The sequence below is a fragment of the Candidatus Venteria ishoeyi genome, from assembly GCF_030378065.1.
Taxonomy (GTDB): domain Bacteria; phylum Pseudomonadota; class Gammaproteobacteria; order Beggiatoales; family Beggiatoaceae; genus Venteria; species Venteria ishoeyi.
Genome location: NZ_JAUCGJ010000045.1, coordinates 1 through 25,082 on the forward strand (window position 1 = coordinate 1; position 25,082 = coordinate 25,082).

Below are 25,082 nucleotides of genomic sequence, written 5' to 3' on the forward strand. Positions count from 1 at the left end.
TTCATTAAATTGTTTAATACTTAAGCCAAACATAGCTCTCATGAGGCGTTCGTTTTTCTGTATTCTGTCAAGATTCAACATTTTTTTGGCTCTGTGGATGACTCAAATTACAAGTTTGTATGTTTTTATCTTATTTGGCAACATCTCTTCTGAATTTTATAATTTGACTTGGCTGATGAAATAGAATGATAGTGTCGTTTTATTTTTTTAATTTATTGGCTGTCTGCTAATTTTTAGTCTGCTAATTTTTATCTCTGAATTTTATAATTTGACTTGGCTGAGGAAATAGAATGATAGTGTTGTTTTATTTTTTTAATTTATTGGCTGTCTGCTAATTTGTTGGCTGTCTGCTAATTTGGTCTGCTAATTTGTCTGCCAAATGGCCTGCCATAGGTAAGTTATGGCTGATTTTTGGTTTTTTTCATATGATCGGGCTGTTTTTCCTGGTTTATCTCTGAATTTTATAATTTGACTTGGCTGAGGAAATAGAACAATAGTGTCGTTTTATATTTTTAATTTATTGGCTGTCTGCTAATTTTTCTAATTTGGTCTGCTAATTTGCTTGTAATCAGAATTTTTCTAATTTTGCTTTCCGAAGCAGGAAAAACTCGATAGAATGCCCATAGCGTTGAGACGTGTTAGCGGCTCAGTCCAACAGTATTTTATCCGCAATGCCTACTTGGGCAGGCACTGCGGATAAAATGCTTAATGTTAGGTATTTAATCACATCCAGTACCTAGCTGTTTTCTTAATTTGGATGTTGAGGAAATTACAATGAGTAAATCAATACTTTTTTTCATTATTATCACATTAATTCCAGTTACAGGATTTACTAATGATGAAATTTTGGATTGTTACCGTAAATCAACTGATGGCAGAAGGAACGGAACTATTATAGGGGCAGGGGTGGGAACAGCAGCAGGTGGTGGGTTATGTGCGGCAGGGATACTTGCAGCTGGTTTGACATTTGGCGTCACTGCTGTTGTTGGTTGTGGTGCAGGAGCAATTATTGGAACCGGAACAGGAGCATATATTGGTTCAGAAATAGGTGACTCTACTGATTATAAATGCCCAGATGATGATAAGTAGCCATGAAAATTATCAATAAAATTCTATTGACAATAGTTTTTTTTTCCTTCTTTATACCAAAAAATAGCATTTCGGGTGTACCAATAAGGGTTCGTCCCTATGTTGCACATAAACATACACATAGTAGCTACCACAGAAGCCATCATGTTTCTAAACATGGGCATATCTATAGAGGTAGAAATGGACATATTTATCGGACAAATACTAAACAGGTAAATAGTAAAATTGAATCTATTCAAAAAAAAGATTTACCACCTGAAGCAATAGAAGTTATTAACAACATCCAAAAGAATAAGCCTCATCCATATTTAAAAGATGGCAGTATATTTGGTAACTATGAGGGTAAGTTACCAGCTCAAGAAAAAGGATATTACAAGGAATACACTGTCAAAACACCGAGGGTTGATAATAATAGAGGGGAAAGAAGGATCGTTAAAGGTAATAAAGGAGAATTGTATTATACTGACAATCATTATCAAACATTCAAAGAAGTGAGGTATTCTAAATGAATCCTGTTAAACCATTAAACAATCTTGCAGTGCATGTTTCTGATAATCTGTCTCCCATACTATCTAAACCATTTTTAATTGATGGTAACATTATAGAGGGTAAAGAGTCATTTTTTAATGAGTTTTCTAAAAAACTACAGTTTCCAGATTTTTTTGGAAAAAACTGGGATGGATTTTATGACTGTATAACAGACCTTTCATGGCTTAATACTCAGGAGAGTTATTTAATTATTTATGAAAACCCTTTTAATTTTCAATTAAAAAATACTGATGACTGGAAAATAGCTAATGAAATATTACTTGATGCTGTAAATTATTGGAAGCAACAAGGTAAGCCAATGGTAATTGTTTTTTTATAAAAATAGTCTGAATTTAAAACCTGAAATCCTAACTTGGGAAAAATTTGAATAAAATTTGAAGACATCCAAATAAAATTTGAAGACATCCACGTTTTAGAAGAAAGGGAATATAAAATTTGTGAAAAAGGGGGCGTGAAAAGGGGGATGCTTCAATTTCATTATAACTAATTGAAATTATTACCTAACAAGTTACTCCAGTGGATAACTTGCCGCTGTGTGGCTTCCGTTTTTTTCAAGCTTAGCAGTGGCGGCAATCCGCCACTGAGCATAGCGTTATCCGTAAAACTATAAGCAAAGTTTCATGGATAATATAGGTATAATAAGACAGTTGTATATAGATGGATTGTTACCACTCACTTCCAGTGAATTACGTGAGGCAAAACATGTCATTTAGTGAATTTAAAAATATCTCGGAAGTACAAACGGCCTATAAGATCAAATATCAGGAAGCACATTTTATTTCAGATCAAGAAGTCTCGCCATCTCCGGGACTCATCCAGGATTTTGAGTTTAACCAGGAAAATATTGATCTATTTGTCTCTGAAGCTTCACGTAGCAAACTTATTATTTCCCCTCTATTGCGGGAGCTTTACAAAAATCATTATCATCAATATGCTTTTTGGATTCAAAAACGCATTGCTTTTGATGATATGCTATGTGGCACGCCAGATTATATTTTTTCAAAAAAATCTGCACTGGGTAAAACCGTCCTGGAAAGCCCTGTTGTTATTGTAGTGGAAGCTAAAAAGAATGATTTTGAACAAGGCTGGGGGCAGTGTTTAGCTGAATTACTTGCCTCACAAAAAATCAATCAGGATAATCAATGTCCTGTCTATGGCATTGTAACGGATGGCAACTTATGGCAGTTTGGGCGCTTAATAGTGGATATATTCACAAAAAATACAGAAAACTATACCATTGACAATATTCCAAAGCTTTATGGTGCATTAGAATTTCTTGTCAACCTGGCTGAACCAGAATCATAAAATAGCCAACCATGAAAGCTTTCACTTTTATCCCACCCACGTTATTCCCCCTGGCCTGGCGTAACATCTGGCGGCAGCCCCGGCGCAGCCTGCTGACCTTATCCGCCATTGCCTTTGCCGCATTTTTGCTGATTTTTATGATTGCCTTGCAAATCGGCAGTTATGATATGAGTATTCATAACAGTCTGCGTTTGCTGACCGGACATTTTCAGGTGCAAAGCCCTGGGTATCTGGATAAACCACAAATTCGTAACAGCTTGCAGCAGCCACAGCTTATGGCAAACCACTTACGCCAGATACCGGCAGTAAAAGCCGTTGCGATACGTGCGAGTGCTTTTGCCTTGGTGTCTTCGGCTGATCGCAGTTATGGCGCGCAGATTTTGGGCGTACAAAGCAGCCAGGAGCAAAAATTATCTTCCATTCCTGAACAAATCAGCCAGGGCCGTTATCTGCAAGACCAGGATGTTGATAAGGCGGTGATTGGTGAAGCACTGGCAACAAACCTGAAACTCAGTATTGGCGATGAAATTACTTTGCTGGGTAGTGGTCGGGATGGTTCAATTGCTGCAACGGTGCTGATTATTGTGGGTATATTCCAAAGTGGCTCCACGGAGATTGATCGCGGCCTGATACAAATTCCACTACCCCATTTTCAGGAAGTTTTCACGCTGCCCAAACAGGCGCATTATCTGGTTGGTGAAGTAAAAGCCCTGCAACAATTGGAAACGCTGCTTCCCCAACTCAGGCAGCAACTGCAACAGCTCAACTTAAACTCGGCAAACTGGCAAATTTATGACTGGGATACCTTAACGCCGGGCTTAAAACAGCTAATTCAAAGCGATCAGATTACCAGCGCATTTTTATATGTTTGTCTGGTGCTGGTAGTGACCTTCAGTATCTTAAATACGTTTTTAATGGCGGTGCTGGAGCGCACCCGTGAGTTTGGCATGTTGCTGGCGCTGGGCATGAAAGCGCACCATATCAGCCTCATGGTCTGGCTGGAATCTTTGCTGCTGACGCTGCTGGGGCTGTTGCTGGGCTTATTGTTTGGCGGCTTGCTGGTGCTGTATTATTATTATTATGGTTTCAGCTATCCCGGCATGGAAGAAATTGGCGCACAATTTGGTATAACCGGCAAAATATATCCGCGCCTGGATGTTTTAACATTTGCCATCGGCCCTTTATTGGTGTTGTTTTTCACTTGTCTTGCCGGTTTATATCCGGCGCTGCGTATTTATAAGCTAAAACCCTTACAAGCTATGAACATCGTATTTTAGTTGAGCCGGATAAGTTTGTACTTATCCGCCTTAAGCAAATCTTATATTGTTCTCAGTTGCGTTATTTTAGAAACAACCCCATAGCGTTTTAAGTCGGCTTTTAAGTGTGTTAAATCCTGTGCATTTAATAGCTTGGGGTCAAATGTGGTTCTGAGTTCATAAGCAACCCCACTGTCTAGTAAAAGCTTCAGGCTTTGCTCAGCTTTAAGACCACTGTCAGGTACTTCGGTTACTTTTTCATAATCGGCAAATGCGGCCTTGATATCAAATCCCACCCAGTCGAGATAAGGTAAAACCCGCTGCAAACGCTGGGGTGATGTTCCCGCTGTATGCAGCGCAGTTTTAAATCCCAGTTGCCGGATTGCTTTGATAGCATCGAGTAATTCTGCCTGAATCAAAGGCTCACCACCGCTGAAAACCACCCCGTCCAGAAATCCCTGCCGCGCTTGCAGAAAGTCAATCACTTCCTGCCAGCTTATTGTTGGCGGCGTGGAAACTGGCAGCAGGTGCTGATTGTGGCAATAAGCGCAATCCCAGCAACAACCCTGACAGAAAAGAACGGCAGCAAGCTGACCGGGAAAATCTATCAGGGTAAAAGGAGTTAGGCCGCCGATTTTGAGGGGCATTTTTCTTCTCTAAAATGTACCCGCTGGGCGTGTTCACTCTTCTTGCCGGGGTTAAATGATGCCACCGGGCGGTGATAACCCATAACCCGCGTCCAGATTTCACATTTCTGACGTTCTTCGGGCTTTAATTTAATGACCTGCATATTAGTTTCCTTGTTTTTGGGCCAACAGTTCTTGATCACAAACCGGGCAATATTCATGCTCTCCAGCCAGATAGCCGTGTTTGGGACAGATTGAAAAAGTTGGGGTAATGGTTAAATAGGGCAGACGAAATTGTTCTAAAGAGCGTCTGACCAAAGTTTTACAGCTTTCTGTGCTGGAAATTCGTTCATTCATATACAGGTGTAAGACTGTGCCACCGGTATATTTGGTCTGTAATCCGTCCTGCATACTCAGGGCAACAAAAGGATCATCGGTATAGCCGACGGGGAGTTGGGAAGAGTTGGTGTAATAAGGCCGTTCTTCCGTGCCTGCCTGGAGTATATCGGGATAACGCTGCTTATCTTCCTTGGCAAAACGATAAGTGGTGCCTTCAGCCGGAGTCGCTTCCAGGTTGTACATATTACCGGTTTCTTCCTGGGCTTCCAGCATCCGCTGGCGAATATGATCCAGCAACTCAATGGCAAATTCATGCCCCCATTGGTCGGTGATATTATATTCATCCTGGCTGAAATTACGAATCATTTCATTAATGCCGTTCACCCCCAGGGTGGAAAAATGATTGCGCAAAGTGCCGAGATAACGCTTGGTATAAGGATATAACCCGTTATCCATATATTTTTGAATAACCTTGCGTTTAACTTCCAGGCTGTTGACCGCAATTTCTATCAACTGGTCAAAACGTTTAAATAAAGCAGGCTTATCTCCCTGATAGAGATAACCCAGTCTGGCACAATTAATCGTGACCACGCCCAGGCTGCCAGTTTGTTCCGCTGAGCCAAACAGACCGCCACCACGTTTTAACAGTTCACCTAAATCCAGTTGCAGCCGACAGCACATACTTCGTACCATATTGGGCTTTAAGTCAGAATTTAAGAAGTTCTGAAAATAAGGCAGACCGAATTTTGCAGTCATGGCAAACAGACGGTTGGCATTATCTGAATCCCAGGGGAAATCCTCGGTGATGTTATAGGTTGGGATTGGGAAGGTGAATATGCGCCCCTTGTGGTCGCCTTCGGTCATCACTTCTATATAGGCGCGGTTGATCAAGTCCATTTCTGTTTGCAGATCGCCATAACAAAAATCAACTTCTTTGCCACCAACCAAGGGGACTTGCTCGTGCAAATCTTCCGGGCAAACCCAGTCAAAGGTCAGGTTGGTGAACGGTACCTGATTACCCCAGCGGGAAGGCACGTTAAGGTTAAAAATAAATGACTGAATGTGCTGTTTTATGTCCTCAAATGCCAGTTTGTCACTGCGTATAAAAGGTGCCAGATAAGTGTCAAAACTGGAAAAAGCCTGTGCGCCTGCCCATTCATTTTGCAAAGTGCCAAGAAAGTTCACCATCTGCCCCAGGGCGCTGTCAAAATGCCCTGGTGGTTGTGCGTCCACACGCCCTGATACACCGTTAAAACCTTCATTTAACAGGGTGCGCAGTGACCAGCCTGCGCAATAGCCAGCGAGCATATCCAGATCATGAATATGTAAATCTCCCTGTCGATGCGCTTCACCAATTTCTTTAGAATATACATGGCTGAGCCAGTAATTTGCGGTAACCTTACCGGCAACATTGAGAATTAAGCCGCCGATAGAATAGCCCTGATTGGCGTTAGCGTTTACCCGCCAGTCCAATTGGTTGACATATTCATTAATGGACTTCTCCACATTTACCAGAGTCTGCTGATCCTGGCGCAGTGTTTTATGTTGCTCACGATAAATAATATAAGCTCTGGCGGTCTTAAAATGATTTGAACTAATCAGGGATTGTTCAACAATATCCTGAATTTGCTCAATTTTAGGTGCGCCATTATGAAAACGATGACCTAAAACCTTTAATACCTGCGCGGATAATAACTCTGCCTCATGTCTATCAAACTCCGTTGTGGCATGACCGGCTTTTTGAATGGCCTGGGTGATCTTGTCAGGTTTGAATTCGACTCTTTCACCACTGCGTTTAATAATTTGGGTCGGCAGCGTAAAACCTGCATGGGTTAATGTTTGTGTCATTATTTAGCCTCAAAATCACAATCAGCAAGCCTGTCAAAATAGCGCGCCCGATATAATAAACGCGGCTTATCCTTATCATCTTCAAACCCGGCGCGATCATGTAAGACATTATTACTCACCAGACCCATGCCCGGTTGCAGGGTGCCACGGAAAATATATGGGGAGTCACTATTGAGAATATCGGTTAAATACGCCAGCGCCTCACGGGTAAACGGGTCTTCTGTCCAGATAATATTATGCTTACGCACGGTATAACGCATATGCAAATTACCGGTGGCGGGATTGATGGAAAAAACCGGGCCGGGTTCTTCTGGACGTGCAACTTCATCACCATTCATACGTGGCGGAATGGTCATCACATCATTTTTCATCAGGGCGCGAATATAATCAGGGTTTTTATCACGCAGCAGAATATACGCAATTTCATGATCTAACAGTGCGTTTTCTCCACCGCTGGCGGCATTTTGTACACAATGTAATAGCAAGGCATGAATCTGTTCATCTGCGGTATTGTAATAACCGTCTGTATGCCATTGAATGGGGCGATCAGTATAGGGAATATATTCTTGACGGGTACCATTTTCGACCACCGTTAAGGAAGTCACGCCTTCATCATCGGCTAACCAGTTACTGTTAAGCTGGTGCAAACCAAATCTGCGACCGACGGCAAGGGGAATTTCCTTGTTGGGATCCGTGCCGGTTTTACCTGCATACAAGGCCATATTGGCCTTGCGGCAACGCTGTAAAATGGCTTGGTATTCCGCTTCCGTCAACTCGCGGGGATCATTAATCTCAACTAATAAATCTTCCAGCTTATCTGGGTAATTATTGAGTTTATGCGCCCGCCACTGTGTGTAGAGTGCATTATTATCTGGATCGAAAGGGCTGGAGGGAGAGGTGGCACACATAGTTGAAAACCTTTGTAAAAAAATCGAGCCATTATATATTTTTATATTAAATTCAACCAATGAAATCTTATCTAAAAATTCATACTCAAATTATTTAGTCAGTTGATATAGATCATAGCCTTCATACAGACCATCGCGTAGCATCTGGCGCTTATTGAACAAACCAGAATTAACAGGATTTCATGCAGTTATCAAACTATGTCCGCACCCTGGGGCAGGAACTTTTACAGCAATATGGGCAGCGTATACATAAATTAGCCATTAATGCTGGCTTTACCTGTCCAAACCGCGATGGCAGCAAAGGTCGTGGTGGTTGCACTTTTTGTAATAACGCCTCATTTAACCCCAACAGTCGCCGTCCACCAGACATAAGCAGCCAACTTGCCGCAGGTCGGGCAGTACTTGCCAAGCGTACTGGGGCGCGGCGCTTTATTGCTTATTTCCAGGCCTATACCAATACCTATGCCGATGTGCAGGTACTCTCTGAGCTTTATCAACAAGCCCTGCAAGAACCCGATGTGATTGGCCTGGCAATTGGTACTCGACCTGATTGCGTGCCGCCAGCAGTATTGGATTTATTGTGTGAGTATCAGCAGCAGGGGCATGAAGTCTGGCTGGAGCTGGGTTTGCAATCAAGTTTTGATCACACGCTAGACCGGGTGCAGCGTGGTCACGGCTTTGCCGAATATCGCCAGACGCTGCTGGCAGCCCGGCAACGTGGTTTGCCGGTTTGTACGCATTTGATCGTTGGTCTGCCGGGCGAGCAGGCAGCGCATTCTCTCACTTCCTTAAAACGGGTCGTTGAATTGGGTGTTGATGGCTTGAAATTACACCCGCTGCATATTGTTAAGCACACCATGTTAGCCAAGCAGTGGCGACAGGGAGAATATCAGCCACTGACGCTGGAAGCCTATATTGATATTGTTTGCCAATTAGTTGAACATACCCCGCCAGAGATTGTTTATCATCGTCTCACCGGCAGTGCTGGAGATGATACTTTATTGGCTCCAGCCTGGTGTGGTGGAAAATGGACCGTTTTAAACGGGATTGCACAGGCGTTGCAAGTACGTGGCAGCTATCAAGGCTCGGCACTGAATTAATCGGCGTTCGACGTGGGCTTCATTTAGCGCTTATGGCGCTGAAAACTGCCTTCGTCTCAAGCTAACTTATTGATAGTACATATCAGATTTAAGTAATTTAACCTGTAAATTCTTATGCTGAATTCAGGTTGAATCGTGAAGGAGAACACGCAATCATGGAATTACTTTGTCCTGCTGGCAGTTTACCCGCCTTAAAAGCTGCCGTTGACGCAGGTGCCAACGCAGTTTATCTGGGGTTTCGTGATGATACCAACGCGCGGCATTTTGCGGGCCTGAATTTTAATCAGAAAAAAATGAATGAAGGCATTCTTTACGCCCAGCAACGCGGGGTTAAAGTCTTTCTGGCGCTGAATACCTTCCCCCAACCCAGCGGCTGGCTGCGTTGGCAGCAGGCAGTGGATCACGCTGCTGAACTTGGCGTGGATGCGCTGATTATCGCCGACCTTGGGGTATTGGACTACGCCACAAATAATTATCCCGATCTGCCTCGCCATCTCTCGGTACAGGCTTCCGCCACCAATTATGAAACCATCCGTTTTTATCATCAGCAATTTGGTATTGAGCGCGTAGTACTGCCTCGCGTGTTATCGCTCCCCCAAGTGCAGCATGTGGCAACAAACAGCCCGGTAGGGATTGAAGTGTTTGGCTTTGGCAGTCTCTGTGTCATGCTTGAAGGTCGCTGTTTGCTATCTTCTTATGTCACCGGTGCATCCCCGAATACTTTTGGTGCGTGTTCTCCTGCACATGCCGTCACCTGGAAAGAAACGCCAAAAGGCATGGAAACCCGGCTGGGCGAAGTGCTGATTGACCGCCATCAGGCAGATGAAAATGCCGGTTACCCCACTTTGTGTAAAGGCCGTTTTGAAGTCAATAAACACACGTTTTATGCCCTGGAAGAACCCACCAGTTTGAATACCCTGGCTTTATTACCAGAATTACTTGCTGCCGGAGTCAAGTCGATAAAAATCGAAGGCCGTCAACGCAGTCCGGCTTATGTCGCCAAAGTAACCAAAATATGGCGTGAAGCAATTGATAGCTGTCTGCAAAACCCCGATACCTATCAGGTGCGGGAAAACTGGCAGCAGGGATTGGCAAAACTCTCGGAAGGCAGTCAAACCACGCTCGGTGCTTATCATCGCCCCTGGCAATAAGGCACTTAAGCCGAGTTCAACGTAAGCTTCTTTTTGCATTAATAGTACAAAAAACCGCTTCCGTTTCACGCTAAATTCTTAATAGTACGTGCTGAATTTCAGCATTTTTGAATAAAAAACCTTAGACGCTATTGCTAAACCGTCATGAGCGAAGGCAGAGCAAGGCGCAGTTAGCGCGAAAAACCGGAGGGTACACGGAGTACATGAGGATTTTTCGCGCTAACTGCAACGCTGCTATGTCGAGCGCAATAGGTTTACCAACAGCTTCTTATATCGGATTCAGGTCATTTACCATGTCATCTGCGCAACTCGCCTTAGGCCCCGTACTCTATTATTGGCCGCAACAAACCCTGCTGGATTTTTATGAGCAGATAATTACCACGCCTGTCGATATTATTTATCTGGGTGAAACTGTATGCAGTAAGCGCAAAGCCCTGCGTACCGGCGAATGGCTGGAACTGGCCCGGCATTTAAAAGCCAGCGGCAAGGAAGTTGTACTCTCCACATTGGCCTTGATGGAAGCGGAGTCTGAACTGAAAACCCTGCGCCGCTTATGTGATAACGGTGATTTAACAGTTGAGGCTAATGACATGGCGGCAGTACAGTTGCTTGCCGGTCGCCCATTTGTCGCCGGTGCGAGTTTGAATATTTACAATCCTCACAGTCTGCGCAAACTGGCTGATTTGGGTATGCAGCGCTGGGTTTTGCCACTGGAGCTTGGGCGTGAGACATTTACTGCACTTTGTGCCGATGCGCCTGCGGGTGTAAGCAGCGAGGTTTTTGCTTACGGACGCCTGCCGCTGGCCTATGCCGCGCGTTGTTTTACGGCGCGGGCGCACAATCTACCTAAAGATGATTGTCAGTTCCGTTGCCTGGACGACCCCGATGGTCTGCTGCTCAAAACCCAGGAAGCATCACCATTTTTAGTGCTCAACGGTATCCAAACCCAATCCGCGCAAAGTGTTAATTTATTACCCATGCTGGATGAGTGTCTGCAAGCGGGTGCGGATGTATTGCGCATCAGTCCACAATCACAGCATACATCGGCGATTATTAACGCCTTCCATGCGGCCTTAAACCAACAGCCCGCCAAACTGCCAAATGCCCCTTTAGGCACTTGTGATGGTTATTGGCGGGGAGAAGCAGGACTGGATTCTGCTTCAGCGTAGAAACGCAGGCAATGGCAAACGGCTCAACGTAGCGTACTTGGGAGCAGCTTTTTCCAGCAACGGCAACAGCCGAGCCAACTCGCCATCAAACTCCAGTGCATCCAGGAAATTTTTGACATATAAACCCAGCTCGGTATCCCCTTCAAGGCGCAGGCTGCGATTAAAAAACAGGGTATCAGGGTCTTCATGACGTCCTGCCAGCAGTAAAAAAGCGTACAAGGAACCTTGAATAGAAACGTCAGCGGCTTGCTGCGTTGCCACCAGGCGATTTTGCTCCAGGGTCAGAGAAAATTGAATACCGGTATCGCTGACCTGAATATTAAGCACCTTATCTTCCAGAAAATCCAGTTCACCTTCCTGTAATGGTTGCGCTAAAAAACGATTAATGAGCAGGGCAAAAGTTTTACCCGGTAGAAATGCTGGTACGCGCTTTAGCAGATTAGCCAAGGGACGGGGGAAGCGGGGTGTCTGAGTTGAAGACATTTTAAACCTCTTAACTTAGGTTATGTAAAAATTTAAATTTTATAAATTCAATGATAATCACTAAACAACCATCCGCTAAAAGATGGGTGGGTTAGAGCATTTGGTGGCTGAAAGCCGGGATACAGGGCGGACAAGCCCTGTTATTTCTCCTGCCTAAACGCTAGTTTAGGCAGCTTGTAGCTGCTTAAGACAACGCTGGGTAATATCCAGTATCTGGTTGCCATCCATCGGGTTGCCTGCCAGGGTGTCCAGGTAAAAGTCCAGACTGATGAGACTGTCTGCCAGGGCTTTTTGCCTGATTTCATCAGGTACGCTATTCTTTTCTATAATGGACTTCTGGACATATTCTGCGCATAAATGTACAAGCTTCACTGCCCGTTCACGGTGAGCTACGTGCAATAAACCACTGATTTTTGTAAAGCGTGCCGGAATGTCTTTGAGTTCCTCATCCACTTCCTTTTTCTCCAGAAAGCGCAAAATAGGAGGAATCATTTCAACCAGTTCCAGTTTCGCTTCTTCAACCACTACTTTCATGACATCTTTCAACTGGGTTTCTAACAGCCCGGTTTCCTGTTGAATCTGTTGGCGCGCATGACTACCGCGATTTGCCAGCGTATCCAGTGCTGCATCAATCATTAGCAAGGCATCTGCAATTTTAAGCATTTCCTGCATTTTATAATCCCGCTGACCCTTGGCAATTGCCGCAATCAGTTGGGTTTGTTGCAACATGGACTTTGCCTGTCCACCCATGTCTAGCAAATGCAGGGTATAGGCAATATTTTTCATGATCTCAATCAGTGGCTCTAACTCGGTGACATCGGGCGTATCTGCACGCATAAAGATGTCCAGGGTTTCTTCCACGCGAGTAAAATCATCCTTGACAATATTCACCACAATTTTCATCAATTCAATATCAGGGCCGGAAAAGACTTGTAAAGTGGACTGCAATAAGGATTTGGAAGGCAGGCTGTAAGCCAGATTAAAATGTTTTTTAACTGTGCTCAGGCGTGGCCCCTGAGACTTGGCATTGGCTGCATAATACAGCATATTTTGTAACAATGCCGCAGGTGGCTGGATACGCAGACCGGCATTGCCATGTGCCACCAGTTGTTTGAGCAAGCCATCAATTTGTTTCAAAATATTTGCAAGCGCGGCATTAATCGGCAGACCTTTCTGGGCCATCGCTTCCAATAAGGCTTCCGCTATCCACCAGGCTTTGGCGATTGGTGCTGTGCCGCAGACTTGCTGAACATGCGTTAACGTGGTCAGCATTAATTTAATGCCAGCCAGTTTATTTTTGGTTTTTAGAACCGTCATCAGGCCTTTCTGATAATTCGCCCGGTTCTTATGCACAAATACCTTAAATTTTTGATCGGGTAATTTGGGTGCGGGTTTCCCTGGGGGTAATTCGAGGTGAATATCAGGTTTAAATAAGGCGTTGGAAGCCAGTGGCTTTTGCTTAAGCAAGGCGCGCAGCTTATTAATCAAAGGCAATAAGGCCAGAGGAATATCAGGATAACCCAATGCCAGATGCGCAAGATAATTCGGTAATTGAATCAGGCTGCGCATCAAAATATCATAAGCTGTGCCGTGATTTTTCAGCTTACCTTGTAATAAAGCCTGGGTGACGATTTCCATTTCATGCACTAAAATCGTGGCTGTTTCGATTTCCAGCATCGTTAAAGTGCCACGAATTTCATGCAACCAGCCTGCCGCCTCTTGTAAGGAGCCAGTATCTTCCGGGTTTTCTACAAATTGCTCAAGTGATTGCCGGGTAAGTTTCAGCGTATCATCAATTGCAGGCTTTACCCAGGTAAGGGTTGCATAGGCCATTTGCAAACTGTCCTTTATAAATCAACAACAAAGCCATCATCTTCTTCAGGCATAAGCTCATCTGCTGCGCCACCTGATGAAGGTAAGGTAAAGCCGGAAACCGAAGTTTTCAGATCGTTTGCCAGACTAGACAGGCGCTCAATAGAAAGCGCGGTTTCATTCGTGCCTTGAGAAGTCTGCGTGGTAATTTCCTGAATAATGGTCATGGTGCCTGCGATATTGGAAGCCACTGCGGACTGGGTACGCGAGGTTTGCGCAATATTTTCAATTTGTCCGGCTAACTGTACGGAAACACTTTCAATCTCAATCAGGGATTCACCAGCAACCTCTGCTAATTTCGCGCCATCCACCACATTAGAGGTACTTTGCTCCATAGAGCTGACCGCTTCATTGGTATCGCCCTGAATGGTTTTAACCAAGGCATCAATTTGTTTGGTCGCGTTACCGGAACGTTCTGCCAGACGCTGAATCTCATCTGCAACCACTGCAAAACCACGTCCGGCATCACCTGCCATTGCCGCCTGAATTGCTGCATTTAAGGCCAGAATATTGGTCTGGTCGGCAATATCGTCAATCAGGCCAACAATTTCACCAATCTCCTGGGAGCTTTCACCCAGGCGTTTAATACGTTTGGAAGTTTCCTGAATCTGCTCACGGATATTATCCATGCCGGATATGGTATCTTGTACGGATTTTGCGCCTTTACCGGCAATTTCTACTGATTTTTTCGCCACATCCGCAGAATCAATCGCGTTGGCAGAGACTTTTTTCACCGAATTGGTCATGCCAATAATGGCCTGACCCGCTTTGGCAATCTGTTGCGCCTGACGCTCACTGGCTTCGGTTAACTGTTCACCAATTTTACGTGTACCTTGCGCGGCATCGGATACCTGTTCTGCGGTCTGGTTAATACTGACAACCAAATCTCTTAATGATTCGATAGAGAAGTTCAAAGCATCGGCAATTGCCCCGGTGAAATCCTCACTGACTGTCGCGGTCACTGTCAGATCACCATCAGCTAAATCTGAGATTTCACTAAGCAAGCGTAAAATGGCTTCCTGGTTGCGTTTATTGGTTTCTTCACTTTCTTCCAAAGTTTTGCGGGCTTCAACAGCGCGATTGCGCGCAGATTGCACCATCACCCAAGTCAGCAGCGCCATGGTGAAGAAAACCACACCCGCCATGATGTTACCCAGGGAAACCGAGAAAAAGCGTTCTTCAATGGTGCCGATATAAGCATTTTGTAAATCTTCAATACTGAACAGTAATTCATCAGTATTGACCAGAACGTCACCGGCGGCATCAATGGCGGAAAATAGGAAATCTGCACCATCACTATCAAGAAACTCATCAACAATCTGGAAACGTTCCTGGAATAACTGAATCAAATCTTCAATGCTGGTCTGTGCTTCAGGACTGCTGATTGCTGGTAGACCATTTTCTTCATTACCATTTAACAGCGTATTTAAGATGTCAACAAAGCCCGACATGTCTTCGCCTAGTTGAACCTCTGCATCAATATTGCCCTGATAAGCACTGCGGATATTATTGCCAATACGTTCCAATAACATCAGTTCACGGGTTGCCATAAACATTTGTGTTTGTCCGGCACCGGTATTGACCAGCGTTTCTATCATTTGCTCTGCGCTGGCAGTAATCTCCTGAGTCAGCCCGGTCATTTCTTCGAACTGACCATAAGCGGCTAATACAACGGTTTCGGCCTTAAACAATTCTTCAATGGAAGTATCAATAGAGGCCCAATTGGTTTCCAGGGCTTCCAGCGTGGGTAAGATCATTTCCGGCGTTGGCAACAGGTCTTCTTCAGGATTGCCTTCACGCAGCATGGTTAGATTATATTGAAAATCTTCCTGTTTTTTTCTGAGTACAGCAAAGGCCTCTTTATTACCATCTGCTGCCATTTGTGCATCTTGGGTCATTTGTTGGGCAAGCAAACGCATACTGGTAATGCGTGCCTGGTACTTTTGATCCGCGCTACGGCTGTCTGCGACAATATAAAAAGTAATAGCCATGAGAATAAAAGCGACTAATAACAGACCAATAAGGCTGAATAATACGCGATTACTATCTGGGTTAATGAACTTATTCATGGGCGGAAATCCCCTTTAAGATGCACTTGCGCATTCAATTGTTGATTTATCGTTTTTTTATGCTTCATGGTTATGATGTTTTTCAGTTGTTGAAACATGGCTGTCATGCTGCGGCATCCAGAAATTGTCGGCTTTTACTTAGCATCAGCATATCAAAAACACCCCACTCTTCTCGTTCTTGTCTGAAGCCCTCCCGGATAAAACCTGCGATCCAGTCTTCTTTTGCCTGCATGTCCGCAGGATCAATACGCTCATCTTCTGAAAAATGTTTGATGCCCAATACTTCATCGACTAATACCCCGGAAAAAATATTCGCATGATTCATAATTAACAAGCGTGTACTATTTTTTAACACGGTATTAGGTCCCCCTAAACAGGCTTTCAAATCAATCACTGGCAGCAATTGTCCGCGAATATTGGCAATACCATGTATCCAGGGTCTGGCTCCTGGTACACGGGAAATTGCTTTTGGGCAATGTAAAATTTCGTTAATATCCTTTAAATTAACCAGTAATTTATATTGATTTAAACGAAATGCAATACCCCGCCATGTTTCTTGCACAACTTCAGGTTGGGGCAAAGAGGAAACCTGCTGTTTAGCCAATTTCTGTAATTCACCAAGCCATTGAAAAGGGTTTTCGTGGGCAAGAGGTATGCTCATGTCGATTACCCAATCAGCTTGTTAATCGCTGCCAACAACTCTTCCTGTTTTACAGGTTTAACCAGGAAGTCACTTGCACCTTGCATCAAGCCCCAGGCCTTATCACTCTCCATATTTTTGCTGGAGACGATAATAACCGGAATTCCCTTTGTTGCCGGGTTTTTTTTAGTGATCTTACGGGTTGCCTGAAAACCATTAAGCCCAGGCATAACAACATCCATTAAAACCAAATCAGGCTTAAGTGTTTCGGCTTTTTCGACACCTTCTGCACCACTGGAAGCCTCAGAGGTTTTATATCCGTTTGTTTCCAGGATATTTTTTACCAGATAGGCATCTGTAGGGGAGTCATCTACAATTAGTATATGTGCCATACCTACCTCATTCTTCATTATACTGCAAAAGCAAAACTGTCAATTTTCAGCCTTTTTTCTTGATATCAACCACATAGGCCTTAATGGTATTGAGCAGTTCTTCTCTGGTAAAGGGTTTCGTCATATAATGTTCTGCACCCACGATCCTACCCCGTGCGCGCTCAAACAAACCATCTTTACTGGATAACATCACAACCGGTATTTTTTTAAATACGTGATTATTTTTGATTAAGGTACAGGTTTGATAACCATCCAGACGCGGCATCATGATATCAACAAAAATAATATCAGGATGATGCTCTGCTACCTTAGACAGGGATTCAAAACCATCGGTTGCAGTGATTACCTCACAACCTGCTTTTTTCAAAAGCGTTTCAGCAGTACGGCGAATCGTCTTGCTATCGTCAATAACGATAACTTTGATTCCCTCGAAACTTATTCCTGCACTATCAGTTGCCACAATTTATCTACCATTGTAAAAATCTTAATATATTACGATACAACCGATGAGACCGGGTGATAAAATGACGATATCGTCTGTATATTCACCACTTGTCTCGGGCCTGCTACCAGATTGCCATACATAATACGCGAATCCGTTATGAATTCAACGGCATTTTTAGCAATTATTGCAGCAAAGCCTAAACTTTCAATACAGTTAATAAACACATCCGTTAAAAAATACGAACCTTCGCATAGAGGAGTTAAAGTACAATATTAAACTATCGAGGTAAAGTATTTATTTTTATTATTAAACTTCTTATTTTAGATAAGAACAAAACTGAAATGGCATGGACGTCTGAGTATTCTGCTTTTCCAGGCCTTTATTTTCTATGTTAAGCTTTGCAGGCTTGTATGCTAAGCTTGAATAAATGTTTTTCAAGCCAGGAAACCAGGAATTGTACCTATGGCAAATGCTTGTAAAAAACCAGAATTTTCAATATTTGAACAACAACAGTTATTGCAGGGTAGTGAGTTACGCCAGGTAAAAATGGGGGAAGTCCTGTTTACACAGGGGGAAACGGGAGACTGCATGTATTGGCTGGAGTCTGGAGAAATTGAGATTCTGTTCAAAGAAGGACAATCTGGAAAAAGACTGCAAAGTGACGCTTATTTTGGTGAACTGGCTTTATTAACCGGTGGCAGCACCCGCAGCGCCACTGCTGTTGCCACACGTAACAGCCAACTGCGGGTTATTCAGCAGCAACGTCTGCAAGAGATTCAGCAATCACATCCTCAAATGCTGTGTCAGTTATTGCAACGTACCTGCGCTTATCTGATTGAACATGAAAATAGTCTGCTGGCAGATTTAAGTGAGCAAAATCGTTCCTTAACTCAGGCTTTAGATTATTTACGGCGTACCCGTGACGAGCTGGATGCCAGTGAAATCCGTGCCAATACCGATGAATTAACTCAGCTTTATAACCGCCGCTGTTTTGAGCAACGCATGCATTATCTGTTTTCAGCTGAATATAATAAGGGTAAGAACCCACAGTTGGCAGTATTAATTTTTGATCTGGACAGATTTAAGGCCATTAATGACACTCATGGTCACACTGCGGGCGATACCGTGCTGAAATGCCTGGCGCGTTTACTCAGAAGTTGTTGTCGTAATAATGATTTCCCCTGCCGTTTAGGAGGGGATGAATTTATTGTATTACTGCCTGATACGCAAAAAAAAGAAGCATTTGGCATGGCTGAATTGTTATATGATGCCATGCGCACCCTGAAAATTCGCATACCCACCACAACCATACAAGTGACTGTCAGTATCGGACTAACCTTATATCGCGCAGGTGATACGACAAAAATGCTAATGGAACGTACCGATCAGGCGTTGCATCGCGCCAAACAACAAGGTCGGGATCAAATTGTTGAAGTTTAACCCGGATATTTCATAAATAGACTCATGCCCTCGCTTGCCCTTTGTTCCATAACTGAATTTATTTTATTTCGACCGTACTCCCCGGTACGGCGCTCAATAAAAAAATCCCCTTATGAAATAAATTACTGCGCGATCATCATGGTGATTCATAAAATATCCGGGTTAATATTTTCAGCCTGACAGCAAAAAATATTAAACAACTTTACATCAGACATATTATTATTTTTTCAGTTCCGGCATTACCACAGGTTGTTTTTGTTTAATCCAGTTGCTAATGCCACGCTCTACATTATAAATCTGCTGATAACCCACGCGCTTATCTAAAAAATTCGCTATGGTGCGGGTGCGGTTGCCCGTGCGGCAAATCAGGATAAAAGGCTGATCTTTTTTAGCAATTTTATCCAGTTCAGTTAACCATTTTGGGGTGTCGTAACTGCCTTTTTTATCAAAAAAGGTTAATAAATGACTGTCTGGCACAATGCCGGTTTGTCGCCATTCTTCGCTTCTGCGTATGTCAATTATCGGGATATTTTTTTTCAGCAATTGTTTTAAGGCTGTATTATCAATGTGTTTAACTTCCGCATACGCAGAAAAACTCAGGAAAAATGCCATAAAAAGTACCGTTAAACGTATCATCAGTGTTATTCCTTCTTAGGTTTATTTTGTAGTAAATCAGTGTATTATACTATCATTTAATTCTAAAGTAGTGTAGCGATGAAAGCTTTCTCTTCTCATACGCAGTTTGTCTCCTGGTTTCGGCACGCATCGCCTTATATTCACGCCCACCATGGCAAAACTTTTGTTTTATCGTTTGAAGGCATTGCTGTCAGCAGCACCCGTTTTCGCCACCTGATTCACGATATTGCTCTACTTAGCAGTCTGGGTATTCGTCTGGTGCTGGTGCACGGCACCCGGCAGCGCATTAAGCAAAACCTGGAAGAGCGCGGCGTAACTCAGCAATATGCCAATGGTATGCGCATCACTGATGACACTTCGCTGGAACAGGTGAAAGCGGCCTGTGGTCAGATTACTGCCGACATTCTGGCATTATTATCCATGGGCATGACTGATTCACCGGAAATCTATGCCAATATCCGCATTGTTTCCGGGAATTTTATTACCGCCCGCCCTTTAGGGATTCGTAGCGGCGTGGATTTTATGCACACGGGAGAAGTGCGCCGGGTGGAAGCTAACGCGATACAACAACAATTAGATAACGGTTGTATTGTTCTGATTTCCCCTCTGGGTTATTCGCCGACCGGAGAAATTTTTAACCTTTCTGTGGAAGATGTTTCCACTTCGGTTGCAATTACCCTGAAAGCGGACAAATGGGTCTCCTTAAATGAATTGGAACAGGCAATCAGTGATAATGATCATCTGACCTTGCAGGAAACCCGTGAATTATTAAAAAATGCAAGCGATGCGGATACTTTCCGTATTTTACGTGGCGCAGCTCATGCGTGTGAACAGGGCGTGAACCGGGTACACCTGGTACAGCGTAATATTGATGGCGGTTTGCTGATGGAGTTGTTCAGCCGCGACGGGGTGGGCACCATGATTAGCGCCGACCCTTATGAGCATTTGCGACAAGCAACCATTGATGATGTCGGCAGCATCTTAAATTTGATTGCGCCTTTGGAAGAAGAAGGCGTATTAGTGAAACGTTCACGGGAAAAGCTGGAAATGGAAATTGGGCGTTTTGTGGTGCAGGAACGTGACGGCACCATTATCGCCTGCGCCGCGCTGTATCCTTATCCCGAGGAACACATGGCGGAATTGGCTTGCGTGGCGGTACATCCAGATTATAAAGGAAAACAGCGCGGCGATGCCCTATTGGGTTTTATGGAAAAACAAGCCAGGAAAAACCATATCCATCGTTTGTTTATTCTCACCACCCGCACCGCGCAATGGTTCCAGCAACGTGGTTTTACCCAGGCCAAGCTGGATAAGCTACCCATTACACGTTTGAATTTATACAATTATCAACGCTTGTCCAAGATTTTTATTAAGGATTTATAATTAAGTTCAGTTTTGGTTTTTATTCATTTAGATACAATAAGCGGTGTCTGAAAAGTTATTTTAATAAACCTCGCCATAAGTCATGCCCTGATTCACCCAACGCTGTACCAATGCCTGCGCCCGTTGCGGATGTTGTTGTAATAACAAGTCAGCACTGTCCTGGATTTTTTCCAGTAAGTGTTGATCACGTTGCAAATCTGCAATTTTCAGTGCCACCAAACCGGTCTGGCGGGTACCCAACACTTCGCCAGGGCCACGCAGTTCCAGATCACGCTGGGCGATGACAAAACCATCCTGAGTTTCACGCAAAGTACCCAGGCGCGACTGCCCGGTGCGGGACAATGGCGGGTGATACAACAGCAGACAATAACTTTCCACGCTGCCACGCCCAACCCGACCCCGCAACTGATGCAATTGCGCCAGTCCCAGACGCTCGGCATTTTCAATAATCATTAAACTGGCATTCTGCACATCCACTCCGACTTCAATCACCGTGGTGGCAACCAGCAGGTCAAGTTCTCCAGCCTTAAACGCCTGCATCACCGTCTCTTTGTCTTTGGCTTTCATGCGTCCATGCGCCAAACCAATGCGCAGTTGCGGCAACAGCATACGCAGTTGCTCGGCAGTGGCTTCTGCGGCCTGACTATCCAGCGTTTCCGATTCTTCCACCAGGGTGCAGACCCAATAAGCCTGCCGCCCCTGCTCACAAGCCTGAGCCACGCGCTCAATCACCGCTTCACGGCGTGTTTCCGGCATGGCAACGGTGGTAATCGGGCTGCGTCCTGGTGGCAATTCATCAATAATTGAAGTGTCCAGATCGGCATAAGCCGTCATTGCCAGAGTACGTGGAATCGGCGTGGCAGTCATGATCAGTTGATGGGGATGGAGATTGCCGACACTGCCCTTATCGCGTAGCGCCAGACGTTGATGTACCCCGAAGCGGTGCTGCTCATCAATAATCATCAAGCCCAGCTTGGAAAATTCCACGCTGTCCTGAAATAAGGCATGAGTGCCAATGGTCAGCGCAGTTTCGCCGGACGCTATATCTGCCAACGCTGCTTCGCGTTGCTTTTTCGTCAGGCTGCCAGCGAGCCAGGCAGGTTCTATTTGCAGCGGTTCCAACCATTGCTGAAAAGTGCGCAGATGTTGCTCTGCCAGTAGCTCAGTTGGGGCCATCACCGCCACCTGATAACCTGATTCCAACGCTTGTAAAGCCGCCAGAGCCGCAATCACGGTTTTACCGGAACCGACATCGCCCTGCACCAGACGCTGCATGGGACGTACCTGCACCAGATCACGCTGAATTTCTTCGTTCACCCGGCGTTGTGCCTGAGTCAAGCGAAACGGCAGTTGATTGAGTAATTTTTGACACATCAAGCCAGCATTATTAAATGTGGGCGCACGCCGTTGCACGGTATGTCCACGCAATAAACGCAGGCTGAGATGTTGTGCCAACAATTCTTCAAATGCCAAACGCTGGCGTGCTGGATGGTTGGGATTGAGCAGTTGTTCTATATCACTGTTAGCGGGAGGCGTGTGTAACAGTTGCAAAGCAACTTCCAGTTTTGGATAATCCGCATTGTGCAGCAAGGCTGCCGGTAATAAGTCATCAACCGGGTATTCCAGTGCCTGTTTGATCAGTTTGCGCAACAGGTTTTGATGCAAACCCTCTGTAGCGGGATAAATCGGTGTCAGGTTTTCTGCCAGCGGCGGGGAGTCATGGCGATGCACATGTTGATATTCCGGGTGTATCAGTTCCAGACAATTAAATCCCTGGCGCACTTCGCCAAAACAGCGTATACGCTCACCCGGCGCTAATTGCTGTTGTTGTGCGGAAGAAAAGTGAAACAGGCGCAACATCAAGCTGCCGGTGCCATCATTGAGCATGGAAACCAGCGAGCGGCGGCGACCATTTTTAATTTCGGTCGCTTCAATTTCTGCTTCAATCACCGCATCCTCACCTTCCTGCAATTGTCCTATAGGTTTGATTTTGGTGCGATCCTGATAACGTAGCGGCAAATGAAATAATAAGTCCTGAATTTGCACAATACCAAGTTTTTCCAGTTTTTGCGCAATTCTGGGGCCAATGCCGGTCAGGTGAGTCAGTGCTTGTTCCTTGTCCATATCTGGGAAAATAAGAGGATTTTCAAGTTTTGTCAATCAGCTTGAGTTCGATGTAAGCTTTATTCATCCACTATGTGGTTGAAAGCCGCTTCCATCTCATGGTAAGTTTTTGATATTAGATACACTGGATTTAGGTGGTTTAGGCATAAAATATTTATTATAAAATCCGGCTCAAACAGACTTTTTGTGATATTTTTGCAGCCAGACTTTGACCTGCTGCTCAAACTGTATTTGTTCGTTCTCACCCAAACCCTCAGGATCAAAACGATAGCGTTGATGTAGTGCTAATAAATGCCATAATTCTTGCTGTGCGGCTGATGAAAACTGTGGGCTTAACTGAATAATCCACTGTGGCAGCGAAGTTCCCTGAGGACGTTGATAGCCTTGCTGCTTTAAGTGGGCAGTAATTTGATAAAAAGCAGAGTTTCGGGCTGATTGCGGCTTGAGCAGGCGGGTTTCAGGCTTTTTCTGTTGTATTTTCCGGGCTTTTTTCTGCTTACGCAAACGCCAGGCGATAAACGCTATAAATGGTAGCAATAACCAGAGTAAGTTATTGTTTTGCGTTTCTTCATCACTGCTTAACCATTGCCATTGCGCAAAACGGTAACTGAGCCAGGAAAAGAAATCATACGAGGGTTGCCACCAGTGAGCCTGTTCTGTCTCCTGTGCATTCCAGTCTGCCGGGGTGTTATCGACTTCTATCCAGGCACCATCAACATGAGCTAAGGCCCAGGCATGGGCATGACGGCTGCGCACCAGATAGGCATCCTCCAGAAAACTATATTCTTCCACGCCATAACCCACGGCGTAGCGACTGGATATGCCTGCCGCACGCAGCAGTAACACCGTGGCAGTGGCATAATATTCACAATGCCCACTACGGGTACGGGTCAGAAAAACCGACAGGGGTGATAAATTAAAATCACGTTGGGTTTGTTTCAAGGAATAAGTGAATCCTTGACTAAAAAAATCAGCAATAGTTTGTACTTTTTCCTGTGCTGTTAATGTGGTTTTATTTAAACCCAAGTCTTCAGCCAGGGCTTTAATCACGGCCTGCTCACGTTGCGGAATATCCAGTGAAGATGGCTTTGGAGCACTTTGCCGGGACATCTGTTCCTGATATTGCGCAGTGTAAGTCAGCATATCCGGTGCCTGACTGACTTTAATCGTGTTATCAAATAAATTACGTCGTACATCGATCCCCGCCAGGGTGTTAAGCTGACTACTGCCTTCTGGCAAGGGTAATACCGCTTCACCATTACTTAAATTCAACGCCACGGTGATGCGACGTGGTTTATCTGCTGAAGCGGCTTGCTCTGTGGCTGCTGGTATTTCCAACGGCCATTGCCATTGTCCGTGCCCCTGCACATCCTCTATCGGTACAAATTTAATCCTGCGGGCATACCAGCTTTGTTTAAAATAATTATCATACGTGCTTTGCCGCAGCAGCATGGGATAATCCGCTTTAACCCGGAACAGGATGCGGCTGGATTGTTTCAGCTCACCAATTTCACCAATGGCGGTGTGTTGTCGATACGGATCACGATCCCGCCACAGACGATATTCAAACCATTCCAGCACCCAATTTTCTAGTGCTTGTTGGGAATGTTGTAAGCCGATTTGCCCACTATACCCCAGCCCAATTGCCAGTATAAAAATAGCCAGCCATTGAAGGCGCGAATACATGGCGGGTTTGCTGGGCCATAACAGCCACAGGGACAGTATAATCAGACCGGGGAAAAAACCGGGGTGGCGCGTGGTACTGGCAGCAACCAGACACAGCACCATATAAGGCAGGCGAATATCAACGCGGGCTTGGGCTTCCGGCAGTGCAGCATAAAATGGCAGCCGTGCTTTTTTTTTGCGCAGAGAAATAAATAAGGTGCTCAGTTGCAAGCTGCCTACGCTGCTGTATTGCTGCGCCAGTACTAATAAAAATATCAGCAGCGGCATCCAGATAACCACGGTAAATAAACCGTTGATGGATTCTTTGCTGAATAGATACAGCGCAAAAATAATGAGCAGCAGCGTACTGAGATCGGCAAGATGGTTAAAATCTTTTTCGGAAAATTCCCAACGACCCTGAAACCAGCGTGGCAACTCCACCAGTAGCGCCATCACCAGCGCAAATTCCAGGGCCTCGATTTGCCATCCCCAAAAACATAAGGTTCCACCCAATAAATAGGGTGGGACGGGGATATTGGGTAAAACCGGGGATTGTTTCACTATGGCTAACCGAACTCAAGGTAAATCAAAAC

The 25,082-nt window shown here is 44.8% G+C and carries 23 protein-coding genes; 10 read left to right on the plus strand and 13 right to left on the minus strand.

Features of this window, described 5'->3' with window-relative positions; all coding sequences use genetic code 11:
• The first annotated feature begins 774 nt into the window (after positions 1-774).
• From QUF61_RS14005 to QUF61_RS14025, 5 genes are all read left to right on the plus strand, one after another.
• Positions 775-1,089, plus strand: coding sequence for a hypothetical protein (locus QUF61_RS14005; RefSeq protein WP_289682258.1), 315 nt, complete (start codon positions 775-777; stop codon positions 1,087-1,089).
• Between the two features lie 2 nt (positions 1,090-1,091).
• Entirely contained in the window at positions 1,092-1,598 is a 507-nt protein-coding gene (locus QUF61_RS14010) for a guanyl-specific ribonuclease (RefSeq protein ID WP_289682261.1), read from the plus strand.
• Positions 1,595-1,957, plus strand: coding sequence for a barstar family protein (locus tag QUF61_RS14015; RefSeq protein WP_289682263.1), 363 nt, complete (start codon positions 1,595-1,597; stop codon positions 1,955-1,957). Before QUF61_RS14010 ends, QUF61_RS14015 begins: the two co-directional genes overlap by 4 nt.
• 383 nt (positions 1,958-2,340) lie before the next feature.
• Positions 2,341-2,943 (plus strand): hypothetical protein, encoded by a 603-nt coding sequence (locus QUF61_RS14020; RefSeq protein ID WP_289682264.1) that lies wholly within the window; start codon positions 2,341-2,343, stop codon positions 2,941-2,943.
• 11 nt (positions 2,944-2,954) lie between these two features.
• Positions 2,955-4,220, plus strand: coding sequence for an ABC transporter permease (locus QUF61_RS14025; protein ID WP_289682265.1), 1,266 nt, complete (start codon positions 2,955-2,957; stop codon positions 4,218-4,220).
• Between the two features lie 41 nt (positions 4,221-4,261).
• On the opposite strand, the gene QUF61_RS14030 is transcribed toward QUF61_RS14025, so the two are convergent.
• Genes QUF61_RS14030 through QUF61_RS14045 form a run of 4 tightly spaced genes read right to left on the minus strand, consistent with a single transcriptional unit; the run spans position 4,262 to position 7,920 of the window.
• Positions 4,262-4,846, minus strand: coding sequence for an anaerobic ribonucleoside-triphosphate reductase activating protein (locus QUF61_RS14030; protein WP_289682266.1), 585 nt, complete (start codon positions 4,844-4,846; stop codon positions 4,262-4,264).
• A complete protein-coding gene (gene nrdD / locus QUF61_RS14035; RefSeq protein ID WP_103919962.1) occupies positions 4,822-4,989 on the minus strand; it encodes an anaerobic ribonucleoside-triphosphate reductase in 168 nt (55 codons plus the stop codon). The genes QUF61_RS14030 and nrdD overlap by 25 nt, the downstream gene beginning before the upstream one ends.
• Before the next feature lies 1 nt (position 4,990).
• Positions 4,991-7,012 carry a ribonucleoside triphosphate reductase gene (locus QUF61_RS14040; RefSeq protein ID WP_103919963.1) on the minus strand — a complete coding sequence of 674 codons (2,022 nt, stop codon included), beginning with the start codon at positions 7,010-7,012 and terminating at the stop codon, positions 4,991-4,993.
• Entirely contained in the window at positions 7,012-7,920 is a 909-nt protein-coding gene (locus QUF61_RS14045) for a TauD/TfdA family dioxygenase (RefSeq protein ID WP_103919964.1), read from the minus strand. Before QUF61_RS14045 ends, QUF61_RS14040 begins: the two co-directional genes overlap by 1 nt.
• Positions 7,921-8,102: 182 nt before the next feature.
• Here QUF61_RS14045 and mnmL point away from each other — a divergent pair, with 182 nt between their 5' ends.
• From mnmL to QUF61_RS14060, 3 genes are all read left to right on the plus strand, one after another.
• Positions 8,103-9,020: a tRNA modification radical SAM protein MnmL/YtqA gene (gene mnmL, locus QUF61_RS14050; RefSeq protein WP_103919965.1), complete on the plus strand. Its 918-nt coding sequence runs from the start codon at positions 8,103-8,105 to the stop codon at positions 9,018-9,020.
• Between the two features lie 155 nt (positions 9,021-9,175).
• Complete coding sequence (gene ubiU, locus QUF61_RS14055) at positions 9,176-10,171, plus strand: ubiquinone anaerobic biosynthesis protein UbiU (protein WP_289682268.1); 996 nt, start codon at positions 9,176-9,178, stop codon at positions 10,169-10,171.
• Between the two features lie 293 nt (positions 10,172-10,464).
• The gene (locus QUF61_RS14060) at positions 10,465-11,340 is read left to right on the plus strand and encodes a U32 family peptidase (RefSeq protein ID WP_103919967.1); all 876 of its coding nucleotides are present in this window, start codon (positions 10,465-10,467) and stop codon (positions 11,338-11,340) included.
• Here QUF61_RS14060 and ubiT read toward each other — a convergent pair.
• The 6 genes from ubiT to QUF61_RS14090 form a co-directional block, all read right to left on the minus strand.
• Entirely contained in the window at positions 11,332-11,823 is a 492-nt protein-coding gene (gene ubiT, locus QUF61_RS14065; RefSeq protein ID WP_103919968.1) for a ubiquinone anaerobic biosynthesis accessory factor UbiT, read from the minus strand. The two genes, QUF61_RS14060 and ubiT, sit on opposite strands and share 9 nt — an antisense overlap.
• A 165-nt stretch (positions 11,824-11,988) precedes the next feature.
• Positions 11,989-13,656, minus strand: a complete 1,668-nt coding sequence (locus QUF61_RS14070) for a FimL-related protein (RefSeq protein ID WP_103919969.1) — start codon at positions 13,654-13,656, stop codon at positions 11,989-11,991.
• 14 nt (positions 13,657-13,670) lie between these two features.
• Positions 13,671-15,764, minus strand: a complete 2,094-nt coding sequence (locus tag QUF61_RS14075) for a methyl-accepting chemotaxis protein (protein WP_103919970.1) — start codon at positions 15,762-15,764, stop codon at positions 13,671-13,673.
• 103 nt (positions 15,765-15,867) lie between these two features.
• A complete protein-coding gene (locus tag QUF61_RS14080; protein WP_103919971.1) occupies positions 15,868-16,425 on the minus strand; it encodes a chemotaxis protein CheW in 558 nt (185 codons plus the stop codon).
• Positions 16,426-16,430: 5 nt separating this feature from the next.
• Positions 16,431-16,796, minus strand: coding sequence for a response regulator (locus QUF61_RS14085; RefSeq protein ID WP_103919986.1), 366 nt, complete (start codon positions 16,794-16,796; stop codon positions 16,431-16,433).
• Between the two features lie 46 nt (positions 16,797-16,842).
• Positions 16,843-17,256, minus strand: a complete 414-nt coding sequence (locus QUF61_RS14090; RefSeq protein ID WP_103919972.1) for a response regulator — start codon at positions 17,254-17,256, stop codon at positions 16,843-16,845.
• A gap of 447 nt (positions 17,257-17,703) precedes the next feature.
• Here QUF61_RS14090 and QUF61_RS14095 point away from each other — a divergent pair, with 447 nt between their 5' ends.
• The gene (locus tag QUF61_RS14095) at positions 17,704-18,681 is read left to right on the plus strand and encodes a GGDEF domain-containing protein (protein ID WP_289682273.1); all 978 of its coding nucleotides are present in this window, start codon (positions 17,704-17,706) and stop codon (positions 18,679-18,681) included.
• Between the two features lie 219 nt (positions 18,682-18,900).
• Here the strand turns inward: QUF61_RS14095 and QUF61_RS14100 are convergent, their stop codons facing one another.
• Positions 18,901-19,317: a rhodanese-like domain-containing protein gene (locus tag QUF61_RS14100; RefSeq protein ID WP_103919974.1), complete on the minus strand. Its 417-nt coding sequence runs from the start codon at positions 19,315-19,317 to the stop codon at positions 18,901-18,903.
• Between the two features lie 78 nt (positions 19,318-19,395).
• Between QUF61_RS14100 and argA the strand changes: the two genes are divergently transcribed.
• Complete coding sequence (gene argA / locus QUF61_RS14105; RefSeq protein ID WP_103919975.1) at positions 19,396-20,700, plus strand: amino-acid N-acetyltransferase; 1,305 nt, start codon at positions 19,396-19,398, stop codon at positions 20,698-20,700.
• 60 nt (positions 20,701-20,760) lie between these two features.
• Here the strand turns inward: argA and recG are convergent, their stop codons facing one another.
• Positions 20,761-22,860 (minus strand): ATP-dependent DNA helicase RecG, encoded by a 2,100-nt coding sequence (gene recG, locus QUF61_RS14110; RefSeq protein WP_320416059.1) that lies wholly within the window; start codon positions 22,858-22,860, stop codon positions 20,761-20,763.
• A gap of 135 nt (positions 22,861-22,995) precedes the next feature.
• The gene (locus QUF61_RS14115) at positions 22,996-25,050 is read right to left on the minus strand and encodes a transglutaminase-like domain-containing protein (protein ID WP_289682277.1); all 2,055 of its coding nucleotides are present in this window, start codon (positions 25,048-25,050) and stop codon (positions 22,996-22,998) included.
• Positions 25,051-25,082: the final 32 nt, after the last annotated feature.